This window comes from Pseudomonas sp. R15(2017) (assembly GCF_002112685.1).
Lineage (GTDB): Bacteria > Pseudomonadota > Gammaproteobacteria > Pseudomonadales > Pseudomonadaceae > Aquipseudomonas > Aquipseudomonas glycinae.
On record NZ_NEII01000001.1, the window covers coordinates 412,584 to 428,085 of the forward strand.

The window sequence follows — 15,502 nt, forward strand, 5'->3', positions numbered from 1 at the left end:
CTGTGCGTTTTCCGTTTCGCCCCTTTTCCGGCTGCTATTTATTACAGGCCCAGGTTCATGCCCGAATACGTCAATTGGCTTCGCCACGCGTCTCCTTATATCAATGCTCACCGCGATTGCACCTTCGTCGTCATGCTTCCGGGCGACGGCGTCGAGCATCCGAATTTCGGCAACATCGTCCATGACATCGTATTGCTGCACAGCCTCGGCGTGCGGCTGGTGCTGGTTCACGGTTCCCGTCCACAGATCGAAACTCGCCTTGCCGCACGCGGCCTGACCCCGCATTACCATCACGGCATGCGCATCACCGATGCCGCGACCCTGGAGTGCGTGATCGACGCGGTCGGCCAGTTGCGCATCGCCATCGAAGCGCGGCTGTCGATGGACATGGCTTCGTCGCCGATGCAGGGCTCGCGCCTGCGGGTGGCCAGCGGCAACCTCGTGACGGCGCGGCCGATCGGCGTGCTGGAAGGTGTCGACTATCACCATACCGGCGAAGTGCGCCGGGTCGACCGCAAAGGCATCAACCGTCTGCTCGACGAGCGCTCCATCGTATTGCTGTCGCCGCTGGGCTATTCGCCGACCGGTGAAATCTTCAACCTGGCCTGCGAAGACGTCGCCACCCGCGCCGCCATCGATCTGGGCGCCGACAAGCTGCTGCTGTTCGGCGCCGACCTCGGTCTGATCGACGAAAACGGCAAACTGGTGCGCGAACTGCGTCCGCAACAAGTGCCGGCACATCTGCAGCGTCTGGGCAGCAACTATCAGGCCGAACTGCTGGATGCCGCCGCCGAAGCCTGTCGTGGCGGCGTGGCGCGCAGCCATATCGTCAGTTATGCCGAGGACGGCGCGCTGCTGACCGAACTGTTCACCCGTGACGGTGGCGGCACGCTGGTGGCCCAGGAGCAATTCGAACTGGTGCGCGAGGCGGCGATTGAAGACGTCGGCGGCTTGCTCGACCTGATCAGTCCGCTGGAAGAGCAGGGGATTCTGGTGCGCCGTTCCCGTGAAGTACTGGAGCGCGAGATCGAACAGTTCAGCGTGGTCGAACGTGAAGGGATGATCATCGCCTGCGCGGCGCTGTATCAGATTGCCGATTCGGATGCCGGCGAGCTGGCGTGCCTGGCGGTGAATCCCGAGTATCGCCATGGCGGTCGCGGCGACGAACTGCTCGAACGCATCGAGACCCGTGCCCGGGCGCAGGGCCTGAAGACTTTGTTCGTCCTCACCACCCGCACTGCCCACTGGTTCCGCGAGCGCGGTTTCGAACCGAGCAGCGTCGAGCGCCTGCCGGCAGCGCGGGCTTCTCTCTATAACTATCAGCGCAATTCGAAGATCTTCGAAAAGTCTCTGTGATATGACGCCCTCATCGCGAGCAAGCTCGCTCCCACAAAGGTTCACTGAACCCGTGTGGGAGCGAGCTTGCTCGCGATAGCGGTTATTCGGCTACAAACTTCGCACTGACATACGGCGAGTAGTCAGGCAAAACGCTTTCGACCTTGCCCTGTTCCTTCAAAAACTTCGCCGTCTCGCCAATCGCCTTCGCCGTGCCGCCGTCCAGCAGCGCCGTGGTCTGTTGCGCCTTGGCGTCCGGGAAGGCCGAACCTGCGAGCAATTCCGGAACGTCGGCAGCATTGGCACCGGTCAGTTTGGCGATTTTCTGCACAGGCACCGAGTCGGCCGTCCAGCTGTCTTTATGGGCGGCGTAATCAGCGAACGAGTCCAGGGTCACTTTGGCGAACTTGGCCACGACTTCAGGATGCTTCTCGGCAAAGTCCTTGCGCGCTACCCAGACCTCGAAGGTCGGCGCGCCCCATTGGCCGACCTGCGCGGCGTCGGTCAGGGTCTTGCCGGTCTTGCGGATTTCACCCAGCGCCGGCGACCAGACAAAGGCGCCGTCGATGTCGCCACGTTTCCAGGCGGCTGCGATTTCAGCGGGTTGCAGGTTCACCACTTTGACTTTCGAGGTGTCCAGGCCCCAGTGCTTGAGCGCTCCGAGCAGGCTGTAGTGGGAGGTGGAAACGAACGGGGTGGCGATGGTCTTGCCGATCAGGTCTTCGGGCTTGTTGATACCGCTGCCGTTACGCACCACCAGCGCTTCAGCGGCATTGATCTGCGCCGAGACGATGAAGGCCACGATCGGCAGATTGCGCGACGCGGCGGCCGCCAACGGGCTCGAGCCGAGGTTGCCGATCTGCACATCACCGGAGGCAATGGCTGTCACAACTTCCGGGCCACTGTTGAACCGGCGCCAGTCGATCTTCTCGCCGATGGTCTTCTCGTATACGCCGTCGGCCTGGGGGACTTTGCTCGGGTCGATACCGGTCTGGTAACCCACGGTGAGGTTGGCGGCCTGGGTTGAAAAAGAAATCAGCGCCGATACACAAACTGTAACAAATTGACTAGATAGTGCGCGTTTGGCCATCATGGCGTCGCCTTTTTGATAGGGATTGACGAATCGGGGTTGCGTCAAAGCTAATCGATCTAAAAAAAGGCTAATAAATACCATTTAGTAATGAGCTTAGTCGCCGATACGCTGTATCCCGGTGAAGATGGCAAATGGCTGGCCATATAGCTGAAAGGTATCAAAAAGAATTAATAAATTCTTTTTGGGTTTATCAGGAAGTCTTTACCCTGCAGGGACCAAATAACTGCGATTAGACCTTGGTCGTAGACATACAAGGTTACGATTGACTTGTCAGTCACGGTCTGGCGCTAATCGCGCATCTTAGGATCCAGGGGCATCAGACCCCGGACCAGGAACACAAGAATTAGAAACGAGAGGAGCGATACATGAACAAGTCCACCTTGGCCCTGGCCGTGGCCGTAGGGGTTATTGCGCAGCAGGCAGGCGCAGCCGGTTTCATCGAAGACAGCAAGGCCACCTTGGGGCTGCGTAACTTCTACATCAACACTGATAACCGCGATGGCGCTGGCGCCAACAAGAACGAAGAGTGGGGCCAGGGCTTCGATCTGCGTTTCATCTCCGGCTACACCCAAGGCACCGTGGGCTTCGGTATCGACGCTATCGGCCTGCTGGGCGTGCGTCTGGATTCGGGCGGCGGCACCAACGGCGCTACTGCAGCGACCCGTACCAACGCCGGCTCCTACGGCGGCACCGTGTTCCCGAGCGAGCACAATGGCGAAGCCGTTGATAACTTCTCCAGCCTTGGCCTGACTGCCAAAGCCAAGATCTCCCAGACCGAGCTGAAACTGGGCACCCTGCAGCCAAAACTGCCAGTGATCGTGACCAACGACGGTCGTCTGCTGCCACAAACCTGGCAGGGCGGCCAGATCACTTCCGGCGACATCAAGGACCTGACCCTGGTCGGTGGCCAGATCGAAGCTGTGAAAGGTCGTAACTCGAGCAACAACGAGCAACTTTCGATCTCCGGCGCCAACGGCCGTACCGCCGCAGGCCGTGACAGCAACAAGTTCATCTACGCTGGTGGCGACTACAAGATCACCAAAGACCTGACTGCCCAGTACTACTACGGCAACCTGGAAGATTTCTACAAGCAGCACTTCCTGGGTCTGGTACACAACTGGGCAATCGGCCCGGGCGTATTGAAGTCGGACTTCCGTTACTTCAACAGCCGTGACGATGGTGCAAACGGTCACGACAGCAACTACTTCACCACTGGCTACTACGGCGGCAACGTCACCAAAGGTAAAGTGGACAACAACCTGTACAGCGGCCTGTTCCTGTACTCCGTTGCCGGTCACACCTTCGGTGGTGGCTATCAGGTGAGCAACGGCGACAGCGACTTCCCTTGGCTGAACCAGGGTGACGGCTCGTCGAACTACACCATCACCGACATGCAGATCCAGAAGTTCGGCCGTGCCGGCGAACGCACCTGGCAGGGTCGCTACTCGTATGACTTCGCCAAAGTGGGCGTACCTGGCCTGACCGCCGGTGTCGTTTACCTGCGTGGCGACAACATCGATACCCCTAGCGGTGACCACACCGAGTGGGAACGTGACCTGACCATCGGTTACGTCGTACCGGAAGGCCCGCTGAAAAACGTTGGCTTCATGTGGAAAAACGCTACCTGGCGCACCGACCTGCCGAACACCCGTTCGCAGGACGAAAACCGTCTGATCCTCAGCTACTCGATCCCGCTGCTGTAATAGCGCGATCCTGCACTGATGTAAAAAAGCCCCGTCCGGCATCGCGCCGGACGGGGCTTTTGCGTTTTCGGGTCCGGCTCACCCCCGTAAGCCTTTCCCGATGTTTCCCTCTTTACAGCAACTCAAGGCCTTCTCGAACCTTGAGGGCGATGTTCGTCGCGATGCTGCGGGGCGTCCAGTGAACAGAAGTTTAATATTCAATAAAGATATAAATATCTAGTTATTTATTCTTTTTCAGAAGAACGAATCCCAAGCTACAGTTGAGGTCTCCAACCCCTTATCAGGAGCCGCACCATGAGCCTCAGACTTGGCGACATCGCCCCCGATTTCGAACAGGATTCCAGCGCCGGCAAGATTCGTTTTCACGAATGGCTGGGCGATAGCTGGGGCGTGCTGTTTTCCCACCCGGCGGACTTTACCCCGGTCTGCACCACCGAGCTGGGCTTCACTGCCAAGCTCAAGGATGAGTTCAGCAAGCGCGGCGTGAAAGCCATTGCCCTGTCGGTCGACCCGGTGGACTCTCACCACAAGTGGATCGAGGACATCAACGAAACCCAGAACACCATCGTCAACTTCCCGATCCTGGCCGATGCCGATCGCAAGGTTTCCGATCTGTACGATCTGATCCACCCGAACGCCAACGACACCCTGACCGTGCGTTCGCTGTTCGTGATCGATCCGAACAAGAAGATCCGCCTGACCATCACCTACCCGGCGAGCACCGGGCGCAACTTCCACGAGATGTTGCGGGTGATCGATTCGCTGCAGCTCACCGACAACTACAAGGTGGCCACCCCGGCCAACTGGCAGGACGGCGAAGAAGTGGTGATCGTGCCGTCGCTCAAGGACGAAGACGAAATCAAGCAGCGCTTTCCGAAGGGCTACCGCGCGGTGAAGCCGTACCTGCGCCTGACCCCACAGCCGAACAAATAATCTTACTGGGAAGATCTTTCCCACGCTCCGCGTGGGAATGCCGCCCGTGACGCTCTGCGTCACAGTGGACGCGGAGCGTCCATGGATTCATTCCCACGCAGACGGTTCGACGCCTCGACATGGGAACGATCATCAGTGCTAGGGAGCGATCAGTACGAACACGATGCAGGGTTTCAGGCCGTTTTCACGGCCTGTTTTTTTGCCCGCTGGAAAGGGAAATGCATATCTCCATAAAGAATAACCAAATGAATAAATATGATTTATGGATATATGAATCAGCTGGTAAGGTCACTCACATCGAAGCGAGATCGCAACCCGCGAATCGCCTGTAACACGCAAGGAATTCTCTGAATGCTGGTCGTCTCACTCGGTGGCAGTCCCAGTCAACGTTCCCGCTCCGGGGTGTTGCTGGAACGCTCGCAGCGCTGGTTGCAGCAGCAAGGGGTGGAAGTGGTGAGTTATCAGGTGCGGGACTTCCCGGCCGAAGACCTGCTCCACGCCCGCTTCGACAGCCCGAAGGTGCTCGACCTGCTGCAACAGATTGAAAACGCCGATGGCCTGCTGATCGCGACGCCGGTGTACAAGGCGTCGTTTTCCGGCGCCCTGAAGACCGTGCTGGATCTGCTGCCCGAGCGTGCGCTGAACCACAAGATTGTTCTGCCGATGGCCACCGGCGGCAGCATCGCCCACATGCTGGTGGTCGATTACGCCCTCAAGCCTGTGCTGTCGGCGTTGAAGGCCCAGGAAATGCTGCAAGGGATATTTGCCGAGGACAGCCAGATCGCTTACGGCGAAGGCAGTGCCCAGGCGCAGTTGGCGCCGGCGCTGGAGCAGCGGCTGCATGAAGCGCTGGACCAGTTTGTCAGCGCCATGGCCCGCCGGCCGAAGCCGCTGGAGCCGGGGTTGTTGAACGAACGTTTGTTGAGTGCTCGCTGGAGCATTTGAGCCACACCGAAACTTGAAGTACTCACCTTACTCAGCCGCCAACGGCCAAGCAGGTGCAGCCAAAACCCAACAGCAAAAAGGAGAGCGCTATGCGCACTGTATTTTTGCGTCGTGGTCTGGTCGCTCTGTTTGCTGCGGCTGTGTCCTTCGGCGCCATCACTCAAGCTCAAGCCGAGACGCTTCGGATCGGTTATCAGAAGTACGGCACGCTGGTGCTGCTCAAAGCCAAAGGCACGCTGGAAAAACGCCTCGCCGCCCAAGGCGTCGACGTGCAATGGACTGAATTCCCCGGCGGCCCGCAACTGCTGGAAGGCCTGAACGTCGGCTCGATCGACTTCGGTGTCACCGGCGAAACCCCGCCGGTCTTCGCCCAGGCGGCCGGTGCCGATCTGCTCTACGTCGCTTACGAACCACCAGCGCCGAACAGCGAAGCGATCCTCGTGCCGAAAGATTCGCCGATCAAATCGGTGGCGGATCTCAAGGGCAAGAAAGTCGCCCTGAACAAAGGCTCCAACGTCCACTACCTGCTGGTGCGTGCGCTGGAAGACGCCGGCCTCAAGTACAGCGACATTCAAACCGTATTCCTGCCGCCGGCCGATGCCCGCGCCGCGTTCGAACGTGGCAGCGTCGACGCCTGGGTCATCTGGGATCCGTACCAGGCCGCCGCCGAGAAACAACTGCAAGCGCACACCCTGCGTGACGGCAAAGGCATCGTCGATAACCACCAGTTCTACCTGGCGACCAAACCCTACGCACAGAAAAATCCCGAGGTGATCAAGACGCTCGTGGAAGAAGTGCGCGCCGTCGGCGAATGGTCCAAGGCCAATCCTGAAGACGTGACTCAACAGGTGTCGCCGTTGCTCGGCCTGCCGGCAGACATCACCCTGACCTCGGTGAAACGCCAGGGCTACGGCGCGCTGTTCCTGACCCCGGAAGTGGTCGCCGCGCAACAGAAAATCGCCGACACCTTCTACCAGCTCAAGTTGATTCCCAAGCCGTTGAGCATCAAGGACGTGATCTGGACCCCACCGGCCGCTGTGGCCCAAAGCTCGGTCACCCAAGCCCAGTAAATCGAATCCCCAAGGAGACCACTCCATGAGCCTCAACATCTTCTGGTTCCTGCCTACCCACGGCGACGGCCATTACCTTGGCACCGCCGAAGGCGCCCGCGCCGTCGACCACGGCTATCTGCAACAGGTCGCGCAAGCGGCGGATCGACTGGGTTTCGGCGGCGTGCTGATTCCCACCGGCCGTTCCTGCGAGGACTCGTGGCTGGTGGCGGCCTCGCTGATCCCGGTGACCCAGCGTCTGAAGTTCCTTGTCGCCCTGCGCCCCGGGATCATTTCCCCGACGGTGGCAGCGCGTCAGGCAGCAACGCTGGATCGCCTGTCCGGTGGCCGTGCGCTGTTCAACCTGGTGACCGGTGGCGATCCGGAAGAGTTGGCCGGCGACGGTCTGTTCCTCGATCACGAAGCGCGCTATCAGGCCTCGGTGGAATTCACCCGGATCTGGCGCCGCGTGCTGGAAGGTGAAACCGTGGATTATGACGGCGAGCACATCAGCGTGAAGGGCGCCAAATTGCTCTATCCGCCAATCCAGCAACCGCGTCCGCCGCTGTACTTCGGCGGTTCTTCGGAAGCCGCGCAGGATCTGGCCGCCGAACAAGTGGAAATGGTCCTGACCTGGGGCGAGCCGCCCGCAGCCGTTGCCGAGAAAATCGAACAGGTTCGCGCCAAAGCCGCCAAGCTCGGCCGCACCGTGCGCTTCGGCATTCGTCTACATGTGATCGTGCGGGAAACCAACGCTGAAGCCTGGCAAGCGGCAGATCGCCTGATCTCGCATCTGGACGACGACACCATCAAACGTGCCCAGGCTTCGCTGGCGCGGTTCGATTCGGTCGGCCAGCAACGCATGGCCGCGTTGCACGGTGGCAGCCGCGATAACCTCGAAGTCAGCCCGAACCTGTGGGCCGGCGTCGGTCTGGTACGCGGGGGTGCCGGGACGGCGCTGGTCGGCGACGGCCCGACCGTGGCGGCGCGGGTGAAGGAATATGCGGATCTGGGCATCGATACCTTCATCTTCTCCGGTTATCCACACCTCGAAGAATCGTATCGGGTGGCTGAACTGCTGTTCCCGCACCTCGACGTCGAGCGTCCGGAATTGCCAAAAAGCGCCGGCTACGTCAGCCCGTTCGGCGAGATGGTGGCCAACGACATTCTTCCCAAAGTCGCGTCCCAGAGCTGAGGCGCCGCCATGAAGAAATTTATCCACAGCCTCGCGCCCTGGGCGTTGCCGGTGCTGTTGCTGGCTGTGTGGCAGTTGTCGGTGTCGGCCGGTTGGCTGTCGACGCGGATTCTGCCGGCGCCGGTGGCGGTGATCGAAGCCGGTGTGAGCCTGGTGCGCAGCGGCGAAATCTGGACGCACCTGGCGATCAGCGGCTGGCGCGCCGCGCTGGGTTTCACCATCGGCGGCAGCATCGGTCTGGTACTGGGGTTCATCACCGGCCTGTCGAAGTGGGGCGAACGCCTGCTCGACAGTTCGGTGCAGATGATCCGCAACGTGCCGCACCTGGCGCTGATTCCGCTGGTGATCCTGTGGTTCGGCATCGATGAGTCGGCGAAGATTTTCCTGGTGGCGTTGGGCACTTTGTTCCCGATCTACCTCAACACCTATCACGGCATCCGCAACGTCGATCCGGCGCTGGTGGAGATGGCGCGCAGTTATGGCCTGTCCGGTTTCAGCCTGTTCTGGCAGGTGATTCTGCCGGGTGCGCTGCCTTCGATTCTGGTCGGCGTGCGCTTCGCCCTGGGCTTCATGTGGCTGACGCTGATCGTGGCGGAAACCATCTCCGCGAGCTCCGGCATCGGTTATCTGGCGATGAACGCCCGCGAGTTCCTGCAGACCGACGTGGTGGTGCTGGCGATTCTGATGTACGCGGTGCTCGGCAAACTGGCCGACCTCGCGGCCCGTGGCCTTGAACGTGTTTGGTTGCGCTGGCATCCGGCGTATCAAGTGGCGAAAGGAGGTGCGGCATGACCGCTCAACAACCTCCACGCCTGCTGCGCGGGATTCCGCTGGTGGTGCGCAACCTGCAAAAGACCTTCGGCACGCGACAAGTGCTGCGGGACATCGATCTGCACATTCCGGCGGGGCAATTCGTCGCCGTGGTCGGTCGCAGCGGATGTGGCAAGAGCACATTCCTGCGCTTGCTCGCAGGCCTTGATCAACCTAGTGGCGGCGATTTGCTTGCCGGAGCTGCACCGCTCGGCGATGCGCGGGATGACACCCGGTTGATGTTCCAGGAAGCACGGCTGCTGCCGTGGAAAAAGATCATCGACAACGTCGGTCTCGGCCTCAAGGGCAACTGGCGTGCGCAAGCCTTGCAGGCGCTGGATGCAGTCGGCCTCGCCGATCGCGCCAACGAATGGCCGGCGGCACTGTCCGGCGGGCAGAAGCAGCGCGTGGCGCTGGCCCGGGCGCTGATTCATCAACCGCGTCTGTTGCTGCTGGACGAGCCATTGGGCGCACTGGATGCGCTGACCCGGATCGAGATGCAGCAACTGATCGAACGTCTCTGGCAACAGCATGGTTTCACCGTGTTGCTGGTGACCCACGACGTCAGCGAAGCGGTGGCGGTTGCCGACCGGGTGATTCTGATCGAGGACGGCGAAGTCGGCCTCGACTTGCAAGTGGAGCTGCCGCGCCCTCGGGTCCGTGGCTCCCATCGCCTGGCGGCGCTGGAAACCGAAGTGCTCAACCGTGTGTTGTCCCTGCCCGGCGAACCGCCGGCGCCGGAACCCGTTTCACCCTTGCCTACGCAACTGCGTTGGGCGCAATGAAGCAGCTGCGAGCAGCAAGCTACAAGCTGCAAGTAGAAGCTCAGTGCTTTTGCTTGCAGCTTGAAGCTCGCAACTTGCGGCTTATTTCGACCTCAGGAGAAATATCATGACTATCAAAGCCATCAACGTACGCAACCAGTTCAAAGGCGCGATCAAGGAGATCGTTCTCGGCGACGTGCTGTCGGAAATCGACGTGCAGACCGCTTCCGGCATCGTCACTTCGGTGATCACCACCCGTTCGGTCAAGGAGCTGGAACTGGAGGTCGGCAGCGAAGTGATCGCCTTCGTGAAATCCACCGAGGTGTCCATCGCCAAGTTGTAAGCCTGTGAGTAAAAAACAACCCCGAAGGGTGTGAGCCCTTCGGGGTTTTTTGTTGATCGCTGATGTTGATCGTTCCCACGCTCCGCGTGGGAATGCCTCTGGGGACGCTCCGCGTCCAGTGACGCGGAGCGTCACGGGCTGCATTCCCACGCAGAGCGTGGGAACGATCATCGCTAGAGAATCCGTTTGGGCAGATAGGGCGGCAGATACAGCCCGATATAGGCATCAAACACCCGCATGCCTTCCTCGGCCATGCGCGGGGTGATCTGCCCGTGCTGCTGCACCGAACGGGCGTAGACGCGGTCGCCCAGCTCCATGGCCAGCGCGAACACATCGACGTCATCCGGCAGGCGCGGCAGTTCGAAGTGATGGTCGAACAGCTTGTGCATCAGGTCGCCCAGTTCGAGGTCGTGTTGGCGATCGGCCTGGGTGACTTCGGTGAGGCCGTGCTGCGCGAGGATCAGCTGGCGGGCGGCGGCATCCTCGCCGTAGATCTCCAGCATCCGCTCCTCGACCAGCCGCGACAGGTCGCGCCAGTCGCGCAGGGCATCGTGATCGATCGGCGCTTGCAGGCAGGCGCGGAAGGCTGCGTGCACATCTGCCGTCAGGGCTTCGAGCAGCGCCGGGACACTGGCGAAGAAGTGGTAGACGGAGGAGGGCGGAATCTGTGCGCGCTCGGCCACGCTGTAGATCGACAGGCTCGCCACACCCTCGGCGGCCAGCAGCGTGCGCGCGGCGTCGAGTATCGAATCGATCCGCGCCTGACTGCGGGCACGGGGTTTGCGTGGAGGGGCGAGTCGAGTCATGGAAGTCTCCTGCGAGGGCAGCAGGCATTGTACGAGGCGTCTGATGCCTTGTCTGTACAAGGCCTGCTGCCCGGACTGCCCGCCACTGCGGTTTAGCTACCGACGTGCACACTCCGGCCATTGAGTGGCTGAACCGGACGTGCATTCATCGGGTACAAGGCCTGGAAAGCCCGGAGTTGTGCCGACGAGAGCTGCACCACGCTGGAAAGCACCTGCCAGCGCACGCCTTCTGCACATGGAGGTGTCGTCAGAGATCCCATGTAGGCGTAGTAGTGATGCGATGCGGGCAGAAATGCTGCAATGTCGATTGATTCCAGGTTCACGACATCACCTGTGACCGTGGGCATGGCCGCCAGGATCACTTCCAGTGCCGGATTGTGTGTGCCCTCTTCAAACAACAGCGCAACCACCGCGAGTTCACCTGCTGCGTTGCGGTGAACCAGATGCGCGTCCATTGGATAGGTGCGGCCCTGAATGGATTCTTCACTTGGCGTGTGGAAGTGCATTTGCACAAAGCTGTAGTTGTCGGAGGCCAGCGTCAGACTGCCTGAATCCGTCGGTGAAAGCTGGATTGTGTGGCCATTGTTCAGGACTGTCGCGGCGCTTGGCTGATAGGAGAAGACCAGTGGTGCAAGCGCTGTTACGGTCGCGTCGTTGATATCAATAGGCGACTGCACTTTGCCGGACGAACAAAGCGCGTACTCCCCATGCAAATCGCCCCAGTTTTCAGGACCGCTGGGCGCCGTGTAACTCCAGGCGGGGAGATGTCCCGGGCTCGCCCAGGTCGTGGTGTACACGCCGGCGATGATCAAAGTGAGCGTCGCGCCCAACAGTTGTTTTTTCAGGGTCATTGTTCTCAGTACTCAGGAAAGTTAGCCGGCCAAGTTGCGGCGTTTCCGAGTGTGAGAGTGCGGTCAGGGCCAATATGTAGGTCGTATCGGAGCAGTCCGTAGGACTGGTCCTTGTTTGTTGCGCCAATATTCAACGGAAAATGCCAGGCAAAAAAAACCGCAGGCTCAATAGCCTGCGGCGTTTTTTGTTACTGCAACCGTTTAAACGGTGTGCAGGTACCAGTTGTACTCAAGGTCGGAGATGGAATGTTCAAACTCTTCCAGCTCGCTTTCCTTACAGGCAACGAAGATATCGATGTATTTCGGATCGATGTACTTGGCCATCACCTCACTGTCGTCCAGCTCGCGCAGGGCATCACGCAAGTTGTTCGGCAGGCTCTGCTCGTTCTGCTCGTAGCTGTTGCCTTCGGTCGGAGGCGGCGGCTCGATCTTGTTGGTCAGGCCGTGATGCACGCCCGCCAGCACCGAAGCCATCAGCAGGTACGGGTTGGCGTCGGCGCCGGCAACACGGTGTTCCAGACGGACCGCGTCGGCGGAGCCGGTCGGTACGCGCAGGGCCACGGTGCGGTTGTCCAGGCCCCAGCTCGGCGAGTTCGGCACGTAGAACTGTGCGCCGAAACGACGGTAGGAGTTGACGTTCGGGCAGAGGAAAGCCATCTGCGCGGGCAGGGTCTCGAGCACACCGCCGATCGCGTGACGCAGCGCGGCGTTCTGCTCGGGATCCTCGCTGGCAAAAATGTTTTTGCCTTCTTTGTCGAGCACCGAAATGTGGACGTGCAGCCCGTTGCCTGCCTGGCCCGGATACGGCTTGGCCATGAAGGTGGTGTCCATTTCATGGTCGTAGGCGATGTTCTTGATCAGACGCTTGAGCAGGACCGCGTAGTCGCATGCCTTGATCGGGTCGGCGACGTGGTGCAGGTTCACTTCGAACTGCGCCGGGGCACTTTCCTTGACGATGGCGTCGGCCGGAATGCCTTGCTCTTTGGCGCCTTCCAGAATGTCCTGGAGGCAGTCGACGTATTCGTCGAGGTCGTCGATCAGGTAAACCTGGGTCGAATGCGGGCGTTTGCCGGAGATCGGCGAGCGCGGCGGCTGAGGGCGGCCGTTCACGTTTTCCTGGTCGATCAGGTAGAACTCGAGTTCGAACGCGGCGCAGATGGTCAGGCCGAGCTCGTCAAACTTTGCGACAACTTGACGGAGCACTTCGCGCGGGTCGGCGAAGAAAGGGTCACCTTCGAGTTCGTGCATGGTCATCAACAGTTGCGCGGTCGGGCGCTTCTGCCATGGCTCGTTGCACAGGGTATCGGGGATTGGATAGCAGATACGGTCGGCGTCGCCGATGTCCAGGCCCAGGCCGGTGCTTTCCACCGTCGAACCATTGATATCCAGAGCAAATAGAGAGGCCGGCAGGTTGATGCCTTTCTCGTAAACCTTGTGGAGGCTGGTGCGTTCGATGCGCTTGCCGCGCACCACACCATTCATATCCGCAATCAGAAGGTCAACGTACAGAACCTCAGGATGTTCCTTAAGGAACGCGTTCGCTTCGTTAAGCTGAACGGCACGCGGGGGTACCGACATGATGCAACACCTTTGTTGTTAAAAATATCAATCATTGATCTTTTCTGGTTTCAGTCAACCCGAACGGCCTGCCGAAGTCAAGCGAGGCCTTTTGTGCCCTGAAAAAGCGCCGCGAGGGCATTTATGGGGCACTTTGGGGCGTTTTTTTATCCGTGGAGGACGTGCCACCCGCAGGCTTGAGCAGGCCGTGTTGTATTTTTTACGGGGGTGTTGTGTAAAAAAATGAACAAGGCTAAGCTCCGATCAAACCCATAACAGCAATAATACCGGGGTGCTTCATGTCTCGCCTGCCGTTAATCGGCGTCACCGACTGCTCTTTGCAGTCCGGTCTGCATGCTTCTCACATCAGTGGCGACACGTCCGTCCGCAGCGTGGCCAGCAAGGCCTGCAACGTTTCTGCGATATCCCGATCCATGGCAGATCGAGCGGCAGCGTCCGATATTCTGGACGTGTGCGAAGGCACCCTCTTCAGCGGTACTCCTTTCAATATAGATCTCTTTCCCGCTCCCGGTCTGCATCGCGCCCGTCGCCGTGCCCGTGATTCTGCACACCCTGGATGTGCACAGGAAATGCAACGCCAGCGTAAAGGGCAGGTAAGCTCCTCCTTCATTGTCTATGCGCGGTGCCGGGCGTAAGCCGGCACTGCGCGCAAGCAAGGCCCTTTAACGCGACGCCAGGTGCGTCAAACATTGCCTGACATCTGTCAGGAGACTCAGCCCAGAGGCATATATGAGTAACAACCTCGACCAGCTCACCGATTGGTTGAAAGACCACAAGATCACAGAAGTCGAATGCATGATCGGCGACTTGACCGGCATCACCCGGGGCAAGATCTCGCCGACCAACAAATTCATCGCCGAAAAAGGCATGCGCCTGCCAGAGAGCGTTCTGTTGCAGACCGTGACCGGCGACTACGTCGAAGACGACATCTATTACGAACTGCTCGACCCGGCCGACATCGACATGATCTGCCGTCCCGACCAGAACGCCGTGTACCTGGTGCCCTGGGCCATCGAGCCGACCGCCCAGGTGATCCACGACACCTACGACAAGCAAGGCAACCCGATCGAACTGTCGCCGCGCAACGTCCTCAAGAAAGTCCTGAAACTCTATGCCGACAAGGGCTGGCAGCCAATCGTGGCGCCGGAAATGGAGTTCTACCTGACCAAGCGCAGCGACGACCCGGACTATCCGTTGCAGCCGCCGGTCGGTCGTTCCGGGCGCCCGGAAATCGGTCGCCAGTCGTTCTCCATCGAAGCGGCGAACGAATTCGATCCGCTGTTCGAAGACGTCTACGACTGGTGCGAATTGCAGGAGCTGGACCTCGACACGCTGATCCACGAGGACGGCACGGCGCAGATGGAAATCAACTTCCGTCACGGCGATGCCCTGTCGCTGGCCGACCAGATTCTGGTGTTCAAGCGCACCATGCGCGAGGCCGCGCTCAAGCACAACGTGGCGGCGACCTTCATGGCCAAGCCGATGACCGGTGAGCCGGGCAGTGCGATGCACCTGCACCAGAGCATCATCGACATCGAGACCGGCAAAAACGTGTTCTCCAACGACGACGGGACCATGAGCCAGCTGTTCCTGCACCACATCGGTGGCCTGCAGAAACTGATCCCGGAATTGCTGCCGCTGTTCGCACCGAACGTCAACTCGTTCCGCCGCTTCTTGCCGGACACCTCGGCACCGGTGAACGTGGAGTGGGGCGAAGAAAACCGCACCGTGGGCCTGCGCGTCCCGGATGCCGGCCCGCAGAACCGCCGCGTGGAAAACCGCCTGCCGGGCGCCGACGCCAACCCGTACCTGGCGATTGCCGCGAGCCTGCTCTGCGGCTACATCGGCATGGTCGAAGGCATCAACCCGAGCGCGCCGGTCGTGGGCCGTGGTTACGAGCGCCGCAACCTGCGCCTGCCGCTGACCATCGAAGACGCGCTGGAGCGCATGGAAAACAGCGCGACCATCGAGAAGTACCTGGGCAAGACCTTCATCACCGGCTACGTCGCGGTCAAGCGGGCCGAGCATGAAAACTTCAAGCGCGTGATCAGTTCCTGGGAGCGTGAGTACCTGCTCTTCGCCGTCTGATACGCCGGG

14 protein-coding genes are annotated in these 15,502 nt (G+C 60.3%); 10 read left to right on the top strand and 4 right to left on the bottom strand.

Annotated elements, in window-relative coordinates:
* Positions 1-57 precede the first annotated feature (57 nt).
* The gene (gene argA, locus CAF77_RS01945; protein ID WP_007951778.1) at positions 58-1,356 is read left to right on the top strand and encodes an amino-acid N-acetyltransferase; all 1,299 of its coding nucleotides are present in this window, start codon (positions 58-60) and stop codon (positions 1,354-1,356) included.
* 82 nt (positions 1,357-1,438) lie between these two features.
* Here the strand turns inward: argA and tauA are convergent, their stop codons facing one another.
* Complete coding sequence (tauA, locus tag CAF77_RS01950) at positions 1,439-2,428, bottom strand: taurine ABC transporter substrate-binding protein (protein ID WP_064379983.1); 990 nt, start codon at positions 2,426-2,428, stop codon at positions 1,439-1,441.
* 365 nt (positions 2,429-2,793) lie between these two features.
* Here tauA and CAF77_RS01955 point away from each other — a divergent pair, with 365 nt between their 5' ends.
* From CAF77_RS01955 to CAF77_RS01995, 8 genes are all read left to right on the top strand, one after another.
* Positions 2,794-4,131 carry an OprD family porin gene (locus tag CAF77_RS01955; protein WP_085653965.1) on the top strand — a complete coding sequence of 446 codons (1,338 nt, stop codon included), beginning with the start codon at positions 2,794-2,796 and terminating at the stop codon, positions 4,129-4,131.
* 294 nt (positions 4,132-4,425) lie between these two features.
* Positions 4,426-5,064 carry a peroxiredoxin gene (locus CAF77_RS01960; RefSeq protein WP_085653966.1) on the top strand — a complete coding sequence of 213 codons (639 nt, stop codon included), beginning with the start codon at positions 4,426-4,428 and terminating at the stop codon, positions 5,062-5,064.
* A 351-nt stretch (positions 5,065-5,415) separates the two neighbouring features.
* Entirely contained in the window at positions 5,416-6,009 is a 594-nt protein-coding gene (gene ssuE / locus CAF77_RS01970) for an NADPH-dependent FMN reductase (protein WP_011336454.1), read from the top strand.
* A gap of 89 nt (positions 6,010-6,098) precedes the next feature.
* Positions 6,099-7,079 (top strand): sulfonate ABC transporter substrate-binding protein, encoded by a 981-nt coding sequence (locus tag CAF77_RS01975; protein ID WP_011336453.1) that lies wholly within the window; start codon positions 6,099-6,101, stop codon positions 7,077-7,079.
* A gap of 25 nt (positions 7,080-7,104) precedes the next feature.
* On the top strand, positions 7,105-8,253 hold the full coding sequence (gene ssuD, locus CAF77_RS01980) for an FMNH2-dependent alkanesulfonate monooxygenase (RefSeq protein ID WP_085653968.1): 1,149 nt from the start codon (positions 7,105-7,107) through the stop codon (positions 8,251-8,253).
* 9 nt (positions 8,254-8,262) lie between these two features.
* Complete coding sequence (gene ssuC, locus CAF77_RS01985; RefSeq protein WP_007953525.1) at positions 8,263-9,045, top strand: aliphatic sulfonate ABC transporter permease SsuC; 783 nt, start codon at positions 8,263-8,265, stop codon at positions 9,043-9,045.
* On the top strand, positions 9,042-9,848 hold the full coding sequence (gene ssuB / locus CAF77_RS01990) for an aliphatic sulfonates ABC transporter ATP-binding protein (protein WP_064379988.1): 807 nt from the start codon (positions 9,042-9,044) through the stop codon (positions 9,846-9,848). Before ssuC ends, ssuB begins: the two co-directional genes overlap by 4 nt.
* 106 nt (positions 9,849-9,954) lie before the next feature.
* Positions 9,955-10,170 carry a molybdopterin-binding protein gene (locus tag CAF77_RS01995; protein WP_007953520.1) on the top strand — a complete coding sequence of 72 codons (216 nt, stop codon included), beginning with the start codon at positions 9,955-9,957 and terminating at the stop codon, positions 10,168-10,170.
* Between the two features lie 173 nt (positions 10,171-10,343).
* Here the strand turns inward: CAF77_RS01995 and CAF77_RS02000 are convergent, their stop codons facing one another.
* From CAF77_RS02000 to CAF77_RS02010, 3 genes are all read right to left on the bottom strand, one after another.
* Positions 10,344-10,976, bottom strand: coding sequence for a TetR/AcrR family transcriptional regulator (locus CAF77_RS02000; RefSeq protein ID WP_085653969.1), 633 nt, complete (start codon positions 10,974-10,976; stop codon positions 10,344-10,346).
* A gap of 92 nt (positions 10,977-11,068) precedes the next feature.
* Positions 11,069-11,827 (bottom strand): carbonic anhydrase, encoded by a 759-nt coding sequence (locus CAF77_RS02005; protein WP_256576100.1) that lies wholly within the window; start codon positions 11,825-11,827, stop codon positions 11,069-11,071.
* A 201-nt stretch (positions 11,828-12,028) separates the two neighbouring features.
* Positions 12,029-13,405, bottom strand: a complete 1,377-nt coding sequence (locus CAF77_RS02010; RefSeq protein ID WP_039765386.1) for a glutamine synthetase family protein — start codon at positions 13,403-13,405, stop codon at positions 12,029-12,031.
* Positions 13,406-14,134: 729 nt separating this feature from the next.
* Here CAF77_RS02010 and CAF77_RS02015 point away from each other — a divergent pair.
* On the top strand, positions 14,135-15,493 hold the full coding sequence (locus CAF77_RS02015; protein ID WP_011336448.1) for a glutamine synthetase family protein: 1,359 nt from the start codon (positions 14,135-14,137) through the stop codon (positions 15,491-15,493).
* Positions 15,494-15,502 lie beyond the last annotated feature (9 nt).

Excerpts from the sequence above, each read along its gene's own strand:
- tauA (WP_064379983.1), bottom strand. The coding sequence starts at position 2,428 with ATGATGGCCAAACGCGCACTATCTAGTCAATTTGTTACAGTTTGTGTA.
- CAF77_RS02010 (WP_039765386.1), bottom strand. The coding sequence starts at position 13,405 with ATGTCGGTACCCCCGCGTGCCGTTCAGCTTAACGAAGCGAACGCGTTC.
- CAF77_RS01955 (WP_085653965.1), top strand. The coding sequence starts at position 2,794 with ATGAACAAGTCCACCTTGGCCCTGGCCGTGGCCGTAGGGGTTATTGCG.
- ssuC (WP_007953525.1), top strand. The coding sequence starts at position 8,263 with ATGAAGAAATTTATCCACAGCCTCGCGCCCTGGGCGTTGCCGGTGCTG.
- ssuB (WP_064379988.1), top strand. The coding sequence starts at position 9,042 with ATGACCGCTCAACAACCTCCACGCCTGCTGCGCGGGATTCCGCTGGTG.
- CAF77_RS02005 (WP_256576100.1), bottom strand. The coding sequence starts at position 11,827 with ATGACCCTGAAAAAACAACTGTTGGGCGCGACGCTCACTTTGATCATC.
- ssuE (WP_011336454.1), top strand. The coding sequence starts at position 5,416 with ATGCTGGTCGTCTCACTCGGTGGCAGTCCCAGTCAACGTTCCCGCTCC.
- argA (WP_007951778.1), top strand. The coding sequence starts at position 58 with ATGCCCGAATACGTCAATTGGCTTCGCCACGCGTCTCCTTATATCAAT.
- CAF77_RS02015 (WP_011336448.1), top strand. The coding sequence starts at position 14,135 with ATGAGTAACAACCTCGACCAGCTCACCGATTGGTTGAAAGACCACAAG.
- CAF77_RS01995 (WP_007953520.1), top strand. The coding sequence starts at position 9,955 with ATGACTATCAAAGCCATCAACGTACGCAACCAGTTCAAAGGCGCGATC.
- CAF77_RS01975 (WP_011336453.1), top strand. The coding sequence starts at position 6,099 with ATGCGCACTGTATTTTTGCGTCGTGGTCTGGTCGCTCTGTTTGCTGCG.
- ssuD (WP_085653968.1), top strand. The coding sequence starts at position 7,105 with ATGAGCCTCAACATCTTCTGGTTCCTGCCTACCCACGGCGACGGCCAT.
- CAF77_RS02000 (WP_085653969.1), bottom strand. The coding sequence starts at position 10,976 with ATGACTCGACTCGCCCCTCCACGCAAACCCCGTGCCCGCAGTCAGGCG.
- CAF77_RS01960 (WP_085653966.1), top strand. The coding sequence starts at position 4,426 with ATGAGCCTCAGACTTGGCGACATCGCCCCCGATTTCGAACAGGATTCC.